We start from the raw sequence: 15,530 nt of genomic DNA, 5'->3' as shown, positions 1-15,530 counted from the left end.
GTCAGCTTCAGAGCCCGCGCTTGCCCCACTCTCTTTGGCAGCAAGTATGTCCAATATTCCGATCCATAAAGCTCGCCCATACCTCTGTAATGCGGGTTGAGGACGACTCCNNAGGCCGAATAGATGCGATCCGCCGCTAGCGCCAGCATAGCGCCACCAGCACCAGCATTGCCGCGCAATCCGGCGATGACGAGATGGGACATGGTATTGAGAATCTCGAGGACCAGATCGTCGATCGCGTTTATGTTGCGCCAGGATTCCTTGGCCGGGTCATTGCTCGCCTCAATGACGTTGAGATGGATGCCGTTCGACCAGAAATCGGCGCCGCCGAGCAATACGATGACTTTCGTCGGCCGCGAACGCGCGAAGAGAAACGCGTCGCGTAATCTATAGCACTGGGCAGTGCTCATCGCGCCATTGTAGAAGTCAAAGTAGAGGTAGCCCACATCACCCTCTTCTTCATACACGATCTCGCGGAATGTGTGGTGGTCGGTGGGCAGGTTGATCGCAAGTGGAGCTTCGGGCACCCCACGCAACAGCGAGCCCAACACCTGCGTCGCTGGCAACTTAATCCCAGATGGGGAACAAGGAGGCGAATTACATGATCGACGCTCGAAATTCGAATGTACAGCACGGCACTCTGCATTCTGGGGCGCGACTTCACCCTTCGCTTTGAGATGTGAAATCCATACGGCGCCGTCGATCGTGCCGATGCAGATTGCTCCGTCGCGTCGCGCGATAATCTTGCCCGTCGGGCCTTTGAGACGATCTTCAACATGAGCGCCATAAAGAAAGCACGTTTTTCCAAGCAGCGTATCGAGCACCCCGGGGGTGCTGTCCGCGGCGCTTATTTTTGCGAAAATCTCCATAGTCGAATTCCGGCTCCAGTCAATCGCGCGATCACTTTGGCGCATCGTCGGCCGCCAGCAACCGATTACATCTGCGCTACTGTAGTCAAGCGGTTCGGGCCTGAACTGTCGCAGCTGGAATTTTTCAACAGCCTCCAGGACTGCCCGCACGGCCGCTTTGGTGACCTGCCGGCGGTACACGCTGCTTTTGGCAATCGAGGAGCCGGAGAGCGCAAAGTTGCGCGAAGCCCAAATCGCGCCTGCGTCCATTTCCGCCGTCGCCTGCAGGACTGTCACTCCCCACATCGTCTGTCCCGTCATGATTGCCCAATCCAGTGAGGACGCGCCGCGGTCGCCTTTCACGCCAGGATGCACGATCAAACAGACGTGTTTAGACCAAATGGCCTCGGGAATCTTTCGTTTCAGCATAGGCGCGATGATGAGGTCCGGCGCGTGTTGCCCGACGGCGTCAAGCATCGCCGATTCGCTGATGGCTAGTGCGACATCGACAATATGTCCGAGCTCAGTCAATTCGATAGATAGTCTCTGGCTGAGACTGTTATGCGCGGTGGTGAGAAAAAGTATTTTCATCAGTCCAGCTTAGGCGTCGAGCCGTCTCCTGTTCGCCAATTAGTGCCGAAAGTGACCCGGCCCTCTTTGGCTACTTCACAACAAATGCTTCGTGTGCAATGTGAGGAAGTTCACAGTCCCGAATGTTCCAGCTTGATCAGCTGTGGGAAAATCGTGCGCAGCCTCGGACGCATCCCGGTCGGGCGCCTCCGAGTGGCGGCCGATCAACGGCCCATGGCCACCGCCCAACGTGAGTCCTGCCCATGGCGCCCGCGCTGCATGAACCTGTCACGGCCGCCAGACCAAGCGGATCAGTCGCCGCAAGGACGTCCGAGGCCACGAGCCCCTCCCGAGATTCGTGCGCTGCGTCGGTCTGGGCTGACGACCACGTTCCTCAAGCCGCTGAGATCGAGCACTAGCCCGTCGCACAGGGCGTGACCGGCCCAATCGTGCCCACCGCCACGAACTGACAGCGAAAGGTCGGCAGAACGAGCGGCTGCGATTGCCAATTGAATGTCCTGCAATGTACGGCAATGAACCACAGTGCGCGGCATGCAGCCGACCGGCTTCGCCCAGATCGCCGTTGCAACCGCGTATCGAGCATCGCCCGGCCCTGGAACGCGGCCGTCAAGCTGTCCGGTGAGTCCTCGCAATGCGCTTTCGATCAGATCATTGGCAGCGGTACTCCGTGCCCGGCTTCATCGCCGGCAGGGTCAAAGAAGAAACTCAAGTTGAATCTTGTTTCCGCCAGTGTGATTCCGTTTCCCAACGGCGTGCACCGCGGTCTGCGAAGCGTTCCATTAGGGCCCTTGCCGTCGCGATCGCCGACCGTGAGCTATTCACGATATCTGCACGTTCAATTGATTGCTCTCAGGCCAATCTAAAGGAAAGCTCATTCCTATCTAAAAGCCTTGGAGGCGTGCCGGTTGCATGATGCGAGCGGAGAAAAGGGGGACCTAACCTCTTCGAGTGATGGGTCACCATGAGCATGCTAAGCAATACTACCGATCTATCCGCGACCCCGTTTATAGTTCGGAGGTCAATAAGACTTCTCACGCGCGGCATTTTTCGGATCGTCAATAACTTTGTCGCTGTCATTATCGCGCAGCGCGAACGCCAAGCAGCCCTGACCATTCTGCGGAGTCTTTCGGACCGAGAGCTGAGGGATATGGGGCTCTCTCGCTCTCAGATCGCCGGTGGTTTGGCCGAGGCCGCAAAGGATCGAGCGCGGCTTCAAAAGCTAGCTAGACGGACATGACTCAGAACCGGCTTTGAGTCGGCGCAGAATGACCCCGGCGCCCTCAGAGGCGGCGGTGGTTTTCAGGCCGCGAGCTTTCGTGCGGATCCTGAACATCGCTGCTTGGCTTTGGCCTTCGCCAACCCGCTGCGCACCCGCTCAACGATCATCGCGCGCTCGAACTCGGCGAACACACCGCACATCTGAAACATCCCCGGCCCGCTAGCGTCGCGGTGTCGATGGCCTGCTGAAACAGAAACAGATCGACGCCTGCCGCATGGATCTCCTGCAGGAAAGTGACCAGCCTCTGTAGGCTGCGGCGCACGATCAATTTATCAGTGCACGGCCTAGCTGCTGGCTACCCCTTCCAGCGGTCGGCGAACTTGGAATAGCATCAGAATTGCGAAGCAAGCGGCTGCTGCCGAAAGGTGCTTCAGCGTATGCCCGCTTAGAATTCGACCAAACGAATAGACCTCGTGGTCATAATATTCCAGCAGCTTGGCGAGCGCGTAAAGCCCAGCGGCGCCGACCCAGAAGGGAGTGCCGGTGTATTTCGCCGGAAAGAGGCTGAGGATTAATAGCAAAGCGAGAAACGGAAAAAATTGTGCCCACGCGTAGAGCCGCAAATCGTCGGTCCAGCGCCACAACAAAAGACTGAAAATGCCGATTGCAAGCAGCGGCCGTAACAACATTGCGCCCGCCTTGGCATCCACGCGCTCTTCAACGACAGCGGCAAGTATCGCGGCAAAGCAGAGAGTCATCGGCAATCGATCCCAGAACAACGTGTCGTCGTTCGGATCAAGATGGTAATACGATGAGCCAAAGCCGGTTAAGAAAATCCCGGCGAAGAGCACGAAAGTTGTTGCATCGCGACGAATTTGCGCGAGACCAAACGCGCCTACCGCGATGAAGGGCAGGTTCGAGGCGACATTCCAGAAGTTCGGCACGCCGAACAATTCGCGCTGGTCGGCGAACTGATGATAACTCTGGTCCTGCAACAGGGGCGGAAGCGGCAGCAATGCGACAAGCGTAACAATCATCAAGCCATACAGAACCGGTATCGGCCGATCTCGGACTATGTTGCCAATTGCCATCAACGACGCTCCTTTGAGAATCGTGTCGGATCGTCCACAAAGTTGCGTAGTCGAAGCTGCCCACGGTGGTGCATTGGCTGACCTTGCCGCTGGATCACGCCTTCGGCTTCGAGACAGCCGATGTAGGTCCGGCTGCAACCGAGGTGGAGCGCCAGTGCCGACGCGCTGACGGTCGCGGGCTTTCTGGATCGCAGCCGAGACGCGACGGGCGAGTGATCGTTGCTGACGGACTCAGTCATCGTGTCCGCTCCTGTTGCGTCGGAGTAGGATAGCTAACTTCCTCTTCCGACGGCATAGCGGACCATGCCCGGATTTGCCACTGGCCCAATCGGGTCGCGAATGATGATTCCCCGTACGGCCTTGCCGGCGGCGTTTGGTGCCGCGATGCCGATCATGCCCAAGCGATTGCAAGTCGGGCGCATCCGAATCAACGGCGCCCCTCTGGACAAGCGAGGAACGCATGGCGGGTTCAAGCTGTCGGGTATCGGCCGGGAGTGGGGGCGCGTCGGGATCGAAGAGTTTCTAGAGTACAAATCCGTCATCGGTTGACGCGGGGCGGGCAGGGTCACTTGTTCGACTTGGCTATGGAGGCCGCCCAGCACGATTGCTCTGCCGTTTAGCTGCTGAAACATGAAAGCTTACCTTGAGTGCAGCCTCATGTAGCACGCACTTATGGCTTCACTGACCGTGAACTTGCTCGACGCATCGGCCGCAGGAGTGTCGAATGACGCCGCTATCAGCTCGCTCAATCCTCAGGCATTCCGATATGCCCCGCCGCTATCCGGTCCAAGAAAAAACTTCGCCGGTCGTCAACCGTGCTCGAAGGTGCCCCGGTTGTGCCCCAGTTTTTCTGGGGCACGCTTCTAGGGAAGCAATTCGTTAAGTCGTTGATAGTCAGGGCTTAATGGTGGGCGCACAAGGGATCGAACCTTGGACCTCTCCCGTGTGAAGGTTAGAGCCTGACCCAAATAGGTCACCCGGACGGGGTTCTTGCGTGTTTGCTCCATTACCAGGGGAGCAAAGGGGTAGCGACACTCCGTCCGATCAGTTTCCCGAGCGCGGACGTTAGAAAATTGGAACGACAACCGTGAAGGCGAACTGGATGCGCAAGAGCAGCAGAGCGCTGGTGTCCACCGACGAGACTGCTCGTTAGCGTAAAAGCGGGACGTTGGTGCGGGCGAGGTCGATCAACTCGCTAGCGCGGCCGTCGAGCACGGCTTTCATGACCCACAGGCTGAAGCCTTCCGCCTGACCAAGCTCCAACTCGGGAGGCATCGCGAGCTCCTGGCGCGCGGTGACGACGTCTAGGAGCGCCGGGCCGTCATGCGCGAACACCTGCTTCATGGCGGCCAGAAGGTTCGCCGGGTCCTCGACGCGAATGGCGAAAACGCCGGCGGCTGTTGCCATTGCGGCAAAATCGGGATTTGTCAGCGCCACTGCGGTATCGAGGAAGCCGGACGCCTTCATTTCCAGCTCGACGAAGCCGAGCGTGCTGTTGTTGAAGACGATGACCTTGACCGGCAGCTTGCGCTGCAGCAGCGTCACGAAGTCGCCCATCAGCATGGTGAAACCGCCGTCTCCAGACATCGAGATCACCTGCCGTCCGGGAAACGCGGCCTGCGCGCCGATCGCCTGCGGCATCGCATTCGCCATCGAGCCGTGCACGAGTGAGCCGATCAGGCGGCGCTTGCCGTTCATTTTCAAATACCGCGAGGCCCAGACGGTCGTGGTCCCGACATCGAATGTGAACACCGCGTCGTCGGCCGCGAGCTCGCTAATCGTCTTGGCGACGAACTGCGGGTGGATAGGCTTGTGGCCGCGACGGCCCACGGCGAGGTCGTCGAGCCCCTGGCGCGCGCGGTGGTAGTTCGCAAGACTGTCGTCAAGATGCGCGCGATCCGATTTCGGCCTCAGGCGCGGAAGCAACGCTTCGATCGCGTCGGCGACATCACCGACCAGTCCGAGATCGATGCGGCAACGCCGGCCGAGATTCGCTCCGCGAAGATCGATCTGCGCGATCTTCGAGTCTACCGGATAGAATTGACGGTACGGGAAGTCCGTCCCGAGCATCAAAAGCGTGTCGCAGTCCATCATGGCGTGATAGCCGGAACTGAAGCCGATCAGCCCGGTCATGCCGACGTCGTAGGGATTGTCGTACTCGACGGCCTCCTTGCCGCCCAGCGCGTGGACGATCGGCGACTTGAGCGTCTCCGCAAGCTGCATCAGCTTGTCATGCGCACCGAGACACCCGCGCCCGCAGAGCAGCGTGACCCGCGACGCCTCGTTCAGCATCTTCGCGAGCGCGTCGAGCTCCGGATCGCGCGGCCGCAGCAGCGGGCGTGCCGGGAGCAGCGCATGTGAAAGACGGGCAGCCGGCGGAGCCTCCTTCAGGGCCACATCGCCCGGCAGCACGATGACGGAGACGCCCCGCTCCGCGACCGCGACGCGGATCGCGGTCTCGAAGACGCCAGGGAGCTGTGCGGGATTGGTGACCAGCTCGCAGTAGTGGCTGCACTCGCGAAACAGGTCCTGCGGGTGCGTTTCCTGGAAGTAGTTGCGGCCGACCTCGCTGCTCGGAATCTGCGCCGCGATCGCCAGCACCGGCACGCGCGAGCGATGGCAATCGAAGAGCCCGTTGATCAGATGCAGGTTGCCCGGCCCGCAACTGCCGGCGCATACCGCGAGCGAGCCGGTCAGGTGCGCTTCGGCACCTGCCGCGAAGGCGGCGGTCTCCTCATGCCGCGTGTGGACCCAGTCGATCGTTCCCCCCGAGCGCAATGCGTCGGTGATGCCGTTCAGCGAGTCTCCGGCGACGCCGTAGACGCGCCGAACTCCGGCTGCATTCAGGATATCGACAAGCAGATGGGCGATCGTGCGCGACATGGGACACCTCAGATCAGATGCATTTCGCGTGCAGCCGCAGTCAGCTCGTCACGGAACGAGGGCTGGGCGAGCCCGATCAGGGCGTAGGCGCGCTCGTCCGAGCTCATGCCGCGCAAGTTGCAGATGCCGTGTTCGGTGACGATGTATTGCGTGTCGATCCGCGCATCCGTTGCCGGACCTTGCAGCTTCGGCACGATCCGTGACGCCTTGCCGTGAGCGGCAGTCGAGGACCCGACGATGAACGACAGGCCGCCGCGCGAGTATGACGCGCCCTTGACGAAGTCGAGCTGGCCGCCGGCGCCTCCGTACTCATGCGTCGCCAGGAACTCGGCATTGACCTGACCGGTGAGATCGACCTCGATCATCGCGTTGACGGAGACCACGTTGTCGTTCTCTCCGATGACGCGCGGATCGTTGACGTAATCGGCCATCCGACATTCGATCGACGGATTGTCGTCAATTAGGTCGTAGGTCGCGGCAGTACCCATCGCAACGTTGAACACGCTCTTGCCGCGATCGGTGGTCTTGTGCCGATTGGTGACAGCGCCGGAGGCGATGAGGCTCGCGAGCCCATCGCTCAGGAGCTCCGTGTGCACGCCGAGATTCTTCCGGTCGGTCAGCGCGCCAGCAATGATATTCGGCACGCCACCGACGCCGAACTGCACGCAAGCCCCGTCCTGGATCATTGGCATGACATGCGCCGCGATCTGGCGGTCGGTGTCGGTCGTCGCCTTGCTCGCGTAGGCACTGATCTCGCTCGTGTTCTCGACGATCGCCGATACCTGGGAGACGTGCACCTGACCTGTGCCGTGGCTGCGCGGCATGTTGCGATTGACCTCGACGATGATTCGCTTCGACCGCTCGATGCCGGCGAGGGAGTAGGCGCCGCTCGGACCGAAGCTGAACCAGCCGGCCCGGTCCATCGGCGCGACCTGCAGCAGGAAGACGTCGAAGGGCGGCCGCTCGCGGACGATGCCGGGGATTTCGCTGAACGAATTCGGCACGAAATGGACGATCTTGCGGCTGCGCTCGTTGAGCTGCCTGGCCAGCCCACGCTCGCCCGCGCCGAGGAAGAACGGATACAGCTTGATCACGTCCATAAGGTCGAGACGCATCAGCGCCTCGATCGTCGCCGGAGTCGCGTGCATGTAGTAGACGAGCGCTTCGTTGAGATCGCCCGCCTTCGCGCGATCCGCGAACGCGCGGACGAGCGCCGGGGGCTGGGCGGCGAAGATGCCGAGGAGGACGCTGCAACGCTTCGGTAGGTCGCACAGGGCAAGTTCGGGAGACGTCAGCCGACGACGATACAGATCTTCATGCTTGGTCATTGTTGCCTCCGTTGCGTTCATTCAGTAGCCAGCCGCGGCGTAAGGGCCCATGCCGCGGCGATAGACCAGCAGGGCGCGCTGATAGCGGCACACAAGGTCGCCGCCCTCCACGAAGGCGCGGGTCTCGACTTTTGCGATGCCCTGGCCGGGCCGCGAGTGCGATGCGCGGACCGGGCCGATCGTCGACTCGGCGTAGATTGTCTCGCCGGGCTTCACGGGGCGCGGCAGCTCGATGCCGGTCCAGCCCAGATTGGCGACGACGCGGCCGAGCGTGCGTGTCGTCAGCGCGGTGACGAACCCGACGACGAGCGGCTCGAAGACCGCCGGCGCGATCGCCTGATGCTTCTTCAGATAAGCGGCATCATGCCAGCGTGGATTGATCTCGAGGGATCGCAGCGCGTGGAGGCGGCTTTCCTCGAACGCGATGGTCCGGCCCGGCCAATGGACGAATGTCTCGCCTTCCTTCATATCCTCGAAGGCAAGCCCGGTCTGCTCGACGAGCGCGCCTTGCGCGTCGACGTAATGCGAGCGGAAGCGCTCCTCCTCGGCGGGCGGCTCGTCCGGGCGGTCCTCGGGATGCTGTCCCCGCCGGTACATTTCCAGCCGGGCGCTGATTTTTGAGACAGTCACGTTGTCCTGATTGAGCCCGTCGATCGTGAGCGTGACGATTCCGACCTCCGGGTCGGCGCCTGCCTCCAGCCCGGTCACGGTCGACTCGGCGTAGAGCGTGTTGCCGCCGAAGACCGGATGCGTCATCGCGATGCTGTCGATGCCGAGAATCGCTCGGCGCCGGTACCAGCTGCGCGAGATCATGCCGAGCAGCCGCTGCACCGTCATGGTGCTCACGCCGAGCGGCTTCTTCCACTCGGTCTGCGCCGCGTAGTGACTGTTGAAGTGAAGCTGCGCGTTGTTGACGAGATCGACCGCGTCTTCGCGGTTGTCCTGCTGCGAGACGTCGATGCCGGGACGATGGCGGATGCGCATGCCCTCATGCAGATCCTCGAAGCTCAGGCCGAAGCGCTCGCGGTAGCGGTTCTTGCCGACGCGGACGTAAGCGTAGAGACTCATGGGGTAATCTCCTGCGTTTTGGGGTTTCAGGCTGCTTGAGCGGCGAGCGCGACGGTTCGGCGCGCCGCCTTGACGACCGGGGCGTCGATCATCTTTCCGTCGACCTGACAGGCGCCGCCATGCGCCGCCGCGAACGCGGAGACGACGCGCTGGGCGCGCGCGAGCTCGTTCGCTGACGGCGTGAAGACGGCGTTGATGGGCGCGATCTGAGCGGGATGAATGGCGAGCTTGCAGACGTAGCCGAGCGTCTTGGCGGCGCTGGTCTCGCGCTTGAGACCGTCGGGGTCGTGAATGTCGAGGAACGGCACGTCCCACGCGGCGATCGCGGCGCTCGCCGCCGCCTGCACGATGCGGCTGCGCGCGAAGAGCATCGGCTCCCAGGCGAGCGCCGCGTGCAGATCGGCGGCGAGATCCGCGCCGCCGAACGCAAGTGCCGCGACCGCCGGATGCCTGGCGATCTCGTCGGCCGCGGCAAGGCCGCGCCCGCTTTCGATCAGCGCGACGATGCTTGGAGTCGCTTTGCCGGCGCCGAGGTGAGCCAGCGCGATCTCGACCTCGGTGACCGACTCGGTCTTGGGCAGAACGACGACCGCCGGCTTGCGCGCGGCCCGAAGGGCCATGAGGTCCTCGAGCCCCGCCTCCGTGGTGACGTGGTTGAGCCGCAGCGCCCAGACGAAGCCGGCCGGTGCGGCAGCAGAATCGGCGAAGAACGCCAACGCGGCATTGCGAGCGGCCGCCTTTGCGGGGAGGCCGACGCCATCCTCCAGATCGAGGATGACGCCGTCTGCGCCGGACGAAGGTCCGTGAGCAAAGCGGTCCGGACGATCGGCTGGCGTGAAGAGGAGGCTACGAATCAGGGAAAGGTCTGGCATAGGTTGGTCCCTTCTCTAATTTGACCGGTTGTCCGGACAAATATCCTTCGCAAAGGCATCCGTCAAGAAATATTTGCACGGACATCCGGACAAGCGTATCTTGCTTGCATGGTTCACGATTCCATCACTACCGGGGGACCGTTATTTCGCCGGATCGCCGATTCACTCGCCGATGCCATCGTGCGCGGCGACTACCCCGCCGGCAGCCGCTTACCATCCGAGTTCGCGTTGATGCGCATGTTCGGCGCGAGCCGGTTCACCATTCGCGAGGCGCTGGTCGACCTCCGCGCGCGCGGACTGGTGGCCAGTCGACGCGGCTCGGGCACAACGGTGTTGCGTCAAACGCCCCAAACGCCGAAGTTCACCGCAATCTCTCGATCAATCGATGAGTTCCTCGCGACCACGATCCCGCTCCAGCCGTTGGAGGTCCGCGACGTCATAGCCGATGAGGCCCTGGCGGCAGAGCTTCGCTGCGAATTCGGCCGCCAGTTCCTCTTGTTCCAAGGCGTTCGCAAATCACCAGGAGGGCCGGATGAGCCATTGCTTACCCTGACCGATGCCTACATCGCCGCGAGCTTCTCGGCGATCCGGCCTTATCTCTTCGAACTGACGGGGTCGATTGCCGGAACCGCTGAACGGGTGTTCGGAATTCGGGTGCGCAAGATCGTCGAAGAGATGGAGCCAATTGTTCATGACGACGAGATGGCCGCGGTCTTCGATGCTCCGGAGGGCAGTCCTGCGATGCTGGTCCGACGATGGTACTATCTCGACGGAGAGACTATCCTGTTGATCAGCCGCTCGATCTATCCGAAGGGGCGAGTGCTGTTCCGAAACGAGCTGCGCCGAAGTGAAATCGGAGTCTCCGGCTCGTAAGTCGGGTCCAGATTCCAAACATCATTACGAGGATTGCGCCTGGTCCCGCCAAAAGCGGCGACAATTCACGTGGACGAAGAGCGAAAGACTGACATTAAGCGCTAGCGTACGGCGCGCTCACTCCACCTTAATGTTGTTCGCTCGGATTACTTTGCCCCACTTCTCGGTGTCTTCGGCAATGAACCTGCCAAAGTCAGCTGGTGTCATCGACTTTGGAACGACGCCAACACCGGCCAGTCGTGCTCCTATCTTGTGATCGGCGAGGGCGGCATCGATTTCTTTGTAGAGGTTGTCAACAATCTCGGTCGGCGTGTTCTTCGGCGCGACTAGGCCATTCCATACGCTTGCCTCATAGCCCGGCACAAACTCGCTGATGGTCGGGACGTCTGGCAGCGCAACCAAAGGTGTCCCGCTGGTCACCGCAAGGGCGCGCAACTTGCCCGCCCTAACCTGCTCGATCACCGTGGGTAGCGGACTGAATACCAGTTGCACGTGTCCAGCAAGCATATCGGAGAGGTAGATGGTGCGGGAGTAGTGCACTGGGATCAACAGAACTCCGGTCATCGTCATGAACAGCTCGCCGGCAAGATGAGACGGACTTCCAATGCCGGCTGTCGCCATATTGATCTTGCCCGGAGCGGCCCGGGCATAGGCGATGAACTCGGGAACGGCCTTGGCAGGAAATGACGGATTGACCACCATAATAAGCGGCGTGCGCGTGATGCTAGCGACCGGTGTGGTGTCGCGTAGGAAATTGAATCTAAGATTGTTGTAGAGCGTCGCATTGATAGCATTCGTCGACGTGGCCATCAGTAACGTGTAGCCGTCCGGAAGTGCCCTTATGACCCTTTCAGTGGCGAGATTCGAGCCGGCACCAGGCTGATCTTCGACGATGAATTCCTGCTTGAGCCGCTCGGACAGCCATGCACCTAACAGGCGCGTCAAGGTGTCGGTAAACCCGCCGGCGGCGAAGCCTACGATCAAACGCACCGGTCGCGTCGGGTAGGTGTCAGACGATGCGCTCCGCGAAAGGGCTGGGACTGCGGCAGCACCCGCTGCCAAGCGCAAAAGCCGACGCCGAGGAAGTCTCATGGCATTAGCCCCCACGAGTTTCGGGTGGACCTCCGCAAATCGACTCCCAGCTTTTTGAAAGTTATCACGTTAGAGCGGCAATGTCTGCTTTGGGACGTGGGATAACGAGAGGCTTCAAGGAAAAAGCCGGGATGCTGACCCGGGAGAAGGCCTATGGCGGCCTTCCGACCGCCACCCGAAAGCTTCTGAAAGCACGTGCGCGGGCAGAGGCGGCTCTCTGAAGAATCGCAGCCGCCCGACGCCTTGGTCGCGTCTGTTCGGAGGTCTCCCTTTAGGAGTACGCCTGAGCAATCCGGGTGAACATGGGTGAGGAGGACCGTAGCTGACGAGCCTGACGTCCAGATCAAATGCGTATGCAAGCTGGAGGGCGCGAGTCAAGGCGGCCGCGATCCAGCTCTCGTCGTTTCCGAATGCTCCCCCACCGAGGCTTGTTAGCAGGAGACATCTGGAGCCGCCGCGCTGCGCATTCAGGACGGTCGCCCAGAGTGTCGTCTCGTGAGCGGCTTCGAGAACCAGCTTTGCAAAGGCAACCCAATGCAGGGGACCTCGCCGTACGCGACGGGTAGAGCGAACAAAAAACTTGCGAGACGACCGGAAGGGGATGAGCGGCATCAGTGACCTCCACGTCGCGATGCTGACCGATGCGCAACTTGCCGCGGAGCGCACACTGCGTTCGAGGTGGCTGGGGCTGGAAACGTGGCATGGTCGAGACGCTGTGACACTCGCAGACGAAAGAGCGAGACAAGAGAACACGAATTTCGACCTAAACCGGCGCGCGTCTCCGACCCTACCGTGAGAACCTGGCCGGCGATGCCAAGGGAAAAGACACCCAGCGGCTACAACCGCTCACCCTGTAAGCCCTGTCAAGGTCCCGGCAAGTCTCCCGGCAAGACGGATTTCAGGCGCGTCGTGTGGGAGCGCGAGAAGTAAAGTCAGAGCGCAAGGGCCGCTAATGGGAATGATCGAGACCCTGTTCGGTCGAGCAAAAGCCAGGCCCGAGCCGGCTGGAAAAAAGCGCTCGACCTTGCCCTCGCCGGGAAGCGGCGGACACCTGCCGCCGCTGGCGAAACAGAACTTCTTAGGTAGCGGGCTCATGTTCAAGGCAGCTTGAGGGTCATCAGCAACTCGACATGGGCGCAATCGCTTCCTGCAGAGAAAAAGCTGACCTCCTCAAGCACCCCGTTGAGCTGAATGCGAACTGTCCCTCGGTGATGACGCCGTGAGGAGCGAAACCGCCAGCACTAGCAGCGTTCCACCGGTGACGCCGGCAAAACGGTCGACTCCAGCCATGATACTCGTTGGAGGGCCGCTACCCTGCACTAACGTCATGATAAAAACGACGGCACCTTGCGTGCCCACATAGCTGATGCCGCGCGTGCTGTTCTGGACGTGCGCGCCGATCCAAACTCCCGCGCTCAACGCCGCGAGCCATGGCAGGAAACTCTCGAACGACACCGCCAACAGTGCGAGACCGGCGACGCCCCCAATGAAGCACCCAAGGATGCGGTGCGTAGCTCGTATCGCGACCTTTTGAAGATTCGCTGCTTCGTTTTCGGAGGTTGTCTGCATCGCCATAACGGCAGCGATAGTAATCGCCGCCTGCGATAGACTTGGCAATTCGAGCCAATTCCAAACCCAGGGTACCAGCATCACTCCAAGCCCGGCGCTCAGCGCGTGCTGCATGGACGGCCACCCCGCGCCGAATAGGTCCGACCAGCCGGGTGCTGCCGGGCCCACTTTCAAATTTTCCCCCTGCGGCGACAGAACAAGCGACACCAGGATCGCGGTAATCGTTCCGATTGTCACTTCCCCGGTACGGTTGCAGGCAATGTTCAGCGCGGACGCCGGATCGTCGAGTGCCGCCAACAGCACCAAATTAGCTGTAGCGGCTCCCAGCAGCCAGGCGTAGCCGTGTCCGCTGAGCTGCAGGCCAAGCACGCCGGTCACAGTGAGCGCAAACAACACAAGACTTAGTGCAATTTGATCCTCGATCAGCCAGGGGCTCAGGAAGAAGCCAACCGCTGCGCCAATTGTCGTGCCGCCGATGCGCAAGACGCCGCGCGCGATGGAGGAAGGTGCGGTGACCTGTATGGACACGAAAGCGCTGATAGCTGCCCACCAGGGTGCATCTACCTGCAACACCAAGGCTGCGATGACGGCAAGGGCAACCGCAAGTGTAATCCTCGTGCAATGCTGGCCTCGCGCGTTGCCGAATCGGATCTCCGCTAGCTCTTGGTACAGTCGAGCTATCGTGTCGCGCGGCAGCGATTTCGCCTCGGTTTGACTATCCTTCATGGTAGAACCACCACTCGCGCATCGGCGCCCATATAGAGCTTCAAGTTCGGTGGCGCATCGACCAGTTTCAGCGTTACAGGGAAGCGGCGCTGCAGGCGTATCCAGTCGGTGGTTGGCGCAACATAGTTTAGCAGACGATTTGGCACCGGGTCGCGGCTGATGCCGCGAGCGATACCGACGACCCTCGCACGATGAAGGTGCCACGGGCTAGAGTCTAACGATATCCAGCCAGTGCTACCGATCGCGAACCCACGGATGTAACTCTCTTTGTAATTGGCAACGATGCGCCACGCATTAGCATCGACGATGCCAATCAGAGGTACATTGGCTTGCGCGGTGTCTCCGATACGCAGAGTTAACGAGGTGACGGTCCCGCTGGTCGGCGCCACCAGTTTGGTGCGTGCCAACTGCCATTCCGCCATAGCTAGTGCGGCCGTTGCCCGCGTTTCCGCCGCCTCGTGCATCGACACGGTGGATTGCGCCAACGCAACGGCCTCTTTTGCCACATCGCGCGCAGCGTTGGCGCGCCGCAGTGCATCGTTCGCCTGGTCGAGTTCGGCAAGCGCAACATCCTGCGAAGTTGCAAGGGTCATCATTCGCGTTTGCGTCTCGCGAGCGTAGTTGGCTGCCGAGCTGGCAGCGACGAGCGCGTCCTGCGCCGACGCGATCCTGTGCTGGTCGGATGCGATCTGAGCACGCGCTTCGGCGGACTCAGCACGTCCCTGGTCGACCATCAACTGGAATGGGACAGGGTCGATGGTTGCCAGCAAATCGCCCCGAACAACGTCCTGATTGTCGGTTACATGCACGTCGATGATACGACCGGTGACCTGAGGCGCGACCGACACCAGATCGGACTCAACATAGGCATCACCGGTATAGGCGAGGAACGATGTCATTATTTCGTAGGCCGCAAAGACAGCAAGCACGATAGCTGCAGCAATGCCAACCCGTCGCCCGCGCGTCATGTTCACGAAACTCTACCAATGTAAGCGCTAAGCACTTATGCGAAACGAGGGTCATTTTACCTAGGCCGCTATGTTGCGGAAAGGCCGGTCATAGCACTTCCTATCGGCCGAAGCGCGGCCACTTAGGTGTGGAGCCTCAAGAGGTTGTCCTCGGTTAGACCGAGTCGGCTGATTGGTGTTTGAGATTTTATACCCCCATGGGGTCGGTGCCAGTTGTATTGATGCAGCCAGATTGGCAGCTCCTGGGCGCGCCGATCTGAGGTCGGATAGGCTCGGGCATAGGCCCATTCCCGAAGCGCTGTCTGAATGAAGCGCTCGGCCTTGCCATTTGTTCTCGGCGTATATGGCTTGGTGCGGATGTGCTTGATACCCAGGTCCCGGCAAGCGTCGCGGAAGGCGAAG

At 61.2% G+C, this 15,530-nt stretch carries 17 protein-coding genes; 4 read left to right on the top strand and 13 right to left on the bottom strand.

All coding sequences use genetic code 11. The features are described from left to right. Window positions 1-1,439: enoyl-CoA hydratase-related protein (locus YUU_RS0144015; protein ID WP_027527874.1), on the bottom strand; the 1,439-nt coding region annotated here is incomplete at its 3' end. Window positions 1,440-1,729: 290 nt separating this feature from the next. Next, window positions 1,730-1,972, bottom strand: coding sequence for an FAD-binding protein (locus tag YUU_RS57850; RefSeq protein WP_084801953.1), 243 nt, complete (start codon window positions 1,970-1,972; stop codon window positions 1,730-1,732). 428 nt (window positions 1,973-2,400) lie between these two features. Between YUU_RS57850 and YUU_RS63125 the strand changes: the two genes are divergently transcribed. Beyond that, entirely contained in the window at window positions 2,401-2,676 is a 276-nt protein-coding gene (locus YUU_RS63125; protein ID WP_035665039.1) for a DUF1127 domain-containing protein, read from the top strand. Window positions 2,677-2,738: 62 nt separating this feature from the next. Here the strand turns inward: YUU_RS63125 and YUU_RS62085 are convergent, their stop codons facing one another. The 3 genes from YUU_RS62085 to YUU_RS59770 all read right to left on the bottom strand — a co-directional run bounded on the left by YUU_RS62085 (window position 2,739) and on the right by YUU_RS59770 (window position 3,988). Then, on the bottom strand, window positions 2,739-2,858 hold the full coding sequence (locus YUU_RS62085) for a recombinase family protein (protein WP_245288310.1): 120 nt from the start codon (window positions 2,856-2,858) through the stop codon (window positions 2,739-2,741). 144 nt (window positions 2,859-3,002) lie between these two features. Further along, window positions 3,003-3,749 carry a ceramidase domain-containing protein gene (locus YUU_RS54190; RefSeq protein WP_035665038.1) on the bottom strand — a complete coding sequence of 249 codons (747 nt, stop codon included), beginning with the start codon at window positions 3,747-3,749 and terminating at the stop codon, window positions 3,003-3,005. Then, on the bottom strand, window positions 3,749-3,988 hold the full coding sequence (locus YUU_RS59770; protein ID WP_156944893.1) for a hypothetical protein: 240 nt from the start codon (window positions 3,986-3,988) through the stop codon (window positions 3,749-3,751). The genes YUU_RS54190 and YUU_RS59770 overlap by 1 nt, the downstream gene beginning before the upstream one ends. A gap of 100 nt (window positions 3,989-4,088) precedes the next feature. Here YUU_RS59770 and YUU_RS0144000 point away from each other — a divergent pair, with 100 nt between their 5' ends. Continuing rightward, window positions 4,089-4,298 (top strand): aldehyde dehydrogenase family protein, encoded by a 210-nt coding sequence (locus YUU_RS0144000; protein WP_027527873.1) that lies wholly within the window; start codon window positions 4,089-4,091, stop codon window positions 4,296-4,298. Window positions 4,299-4,898: 600 nt separating this feature from the next. Here the strand turns inward: YUU_RS0144000 and poxB are convergent. Genes poxB through YUU_RS0143980 form a run of 4 tightly spaced genes read right to left on the bottom strand, consistent with a single transcriptional unit; the run spans window position 4,899 to window position 9,900 of the window. Then, window positions 4,899-6,632: a ubiquinone-dependent pyruvate dehydrogenase gene (poxB, locus tag YUU_RS0143995; RefSeq protein ID WP_027527872.1), complete on the bottom strand. Its 1,734-nt coding sequence runs from the start codon at window positions 6,630-6,632 to the stop codon at window positions 4,899-4,901. An 8-nt stretch (window positions 6,633-6,640) separates the two neighbouring features. Next, window positions 6,641-7,960, bottom strand: coding sequence for an acetyl-CoA hydrolase/transferase family protein (locus YUU_RS0143990; RefSeq protein WP_027527871.1), 1,320 nt, complete (start codon window positions 7,958-7,960; stop codon window positions 6,641-6,643). Between the two features lie 21 nt (window positions 7,961-7,981). Continuing rightward, complete coding sequence (locus tag YUU_RS55645) at window positions 7,982-9,028, bottom strand: MaoC family dehydratase (RefSeq protein WP_051390247.1); 1,047 nt, start codon at window positions 9,026-9,028, stop codon at window positions 7,982-7,984. Between the two features lie 26 nt (window positions 9,029-9,054). Then, complete coding sequence (locus tag YUU_RS0143980; protein WP_027527870.1) at window positions 9,055-9,900, bottom strand: CoA ester lyase; 846 nt, start codon at window positions 9,898-9,900, stop codon at window positions 9,055-9,057. A gap of 108 nt (window positions 9,901-10,008) precedes the next feature. Here YUU_RS0143980 and YUU_RS0143975 point away from each other — a divergent pair, with 108 nt between their 5' ends. Then, complete coding sequence (locus tag YUU_RS0143975; protein WP_027527869.1) at window positions 10,009-10,773, top strand: GntR family transcriptional regulator; 765 nt, start codon at window positions 10,009-10,011, stop codon at window positions 10,771-10,773. A 117-nt stretch (window positions 10,774-10,890) separates the two neighbouring features. Here the strand turns inward: YUU_RS0143975 and YUU_RS0143970 are convergent, their stop codons facing one another. Then, window positions 10,891-11,763 (bottom strand): tripartite tricarboxylate transporter substrate binding protein, encoded by an 873-nt coding sequence (locus YUU_RS0143970; protein WP_245288309.1) that lies wholly within the window; start codon window positions 11,761-11,763, stop codon window positions 10,891-10,893. Between the two features lie 1,060 nt (window positions 11,764-12,823). Between YUU_RS0143970 and YUU_RS59765 the strand changes: the two genes are divergently transcribed. Further along, window positions 12,824-12,976 carry a hypothetical protein gene (locus YUU_RS59765; protein ID WP_156944892.1) on the top strand — a complete coding sequence of 51 codons (153 nt, stop codon included), beginning with the start codon at window positions 12,824-12,826 and terminating at the stop codon, window positions 12,974-12,976. Window positions 12,977-13,035: 59 nt separating this feature from the next. Here YUU_RS59765 and YUU_RS0143965 read toward each other — a convergent pair whose 3' ends face one another. The 3 genes from YUU_RS0143965 to YUU_RS54180 all read right to left on the bottom strand — a co-directional run. Continuing rightward, window positions 13,036-14,160: an FUSC family protein gene (locus tag YUU_RS0143965; protein ID WP_027527867.1), complete on the bottom strand. Its 1,125-nt coding sequence runs from the start codon at window positions 14,158-14,160 to the stop codon at window positions 13,036-13,038. Next, window positions 14,157-15,128, bottom strand: a complete 972-nt coding sequence (locus YUU_RS0143960; protein WP_027527866.1) for an HlyD family secretion protein — start codon at window positions 15,126-15,128, stop codon at window positions 14,157-14,159. Before YUU_RS0143960 ends, YUU_RS0143965 begins: the two co-directional genes overlap by 4 nt. A 122-nt stretch (window positions 15,129-15,250) precedes the next feature. Further along, window positions 15,251-15,530 (bottom strand): IS481 family transposase (locus YUU_RS54180; protein ID WP_035665037.1); only part of this gene is annotated, 280 nt, incomplete at its 5' end.

The sequence above is a fragment of the Bradyrhizobium sp. Ec3.3 genome (assembly GCF_000472925.1).
GTDB lineage: Bacteria > Pseudomonadota > Alphaproteobacteria > Rhizobiales > Xanthobacteraceae > Bradyrhizobium.
This window is presented reverse-complemented; position numbering and strand designations above follow the sequence as displayed.

Coding starts and splice junctions, on each gene's coding strand:
- YUU_RS0143975 (WP_027527869.1), top strand. CDS start 10,009: ATGGTTCACGATTCCATCACTACCGGGGGACCGTTATTTCGCCGGATC.
- YUU_RS0143960 (WP_027527866.1), bottom strand. CDS start 15,128: ATGACGCGCGGGCGACGGGTTGGCATTGCTGCAGCTATCGTGCTTGCT.
- YUU_RS63125 (WP_035665039.1), top strand. CDS start 2,401: ATGAGCATGCTAAGCAATACTACCGATCTATCCGCGACCCCGTTTATA.
- YUU_RS59765 (WP_156944892.1), top strand. CDS start 12,824: ATGATCGAGACCCTGTTCGGTCGAGCAAAAGCCAGGCCCGAGCCGGCT.
- YUU_RS0144000 (WP_027527873.1), top strand. CDS start 4,089: ATGATGATTCCCCGTACGGCCTTGCCGGCGGCGTTTGGTGCCGCGATG.
- YUU_RS0143990 (WP_027527871.1), bottom strand. CDS start 7,960: ATGACCAAGCATGAAGATCTGTATCGTCGTCGGCTGACGTCTCCCGAA.
- poxB (WP_027527872.1), bottom strand. CDS start 6,632: ATGTCGCGCACGATCGCCCATCTGCTTGTCGATATCCTGAATGCAGCC.
- YUU_RS62085 (WP_245288310.1), bottom strand. CDS start 2,858: ATGTGCGGTGTGTTCGCCGAGTTCGAGCGCGCGATGATCGTTGAGCGG.
- YUU_RS57850 (WP_084801953.1), bottom strand. CDS start 1,972: ATGCCGCGCACTGTGGTTCATTGCCGTACATTGCAGGACATTCAATTG.
- YUU_RS0143980 (WP_027527870.1), bottom strand. CDS start 9,900: ATGCCAGACCTTTCCCTGATTCGTAGCCTCCTCTTCACGCCAGCCGAT.
- YUU_RS0143965 (WP_027527867.1), bottom strand. CDS start 14,160: ATGAAGGATAGTCAAACCGAGGCGAAATCGCTGCCGCGCGACACGATA.
- YUU_RS59770 (WP_156944893.1), bottom strand. CDS start 3,988: ATGACTGAGTCCGTCAGCAACGATCACTCGCCCGTCGCGTCTCGGCTG.
- YUU_RS55645 (WP_051390247.1), bottom strand. CDS start 9,028: ATGAGTCTCTACGCTTACGTCCGCGTCGGCAAGAACCGCTACCGCGAG.
- YUU_RS54190 (WP_035665038.1), bottom strand. CDS start 3,749: ATGGCAATTGGCAACATAGTCCGAGATCGGCCGATACCGGTTCTGTAT.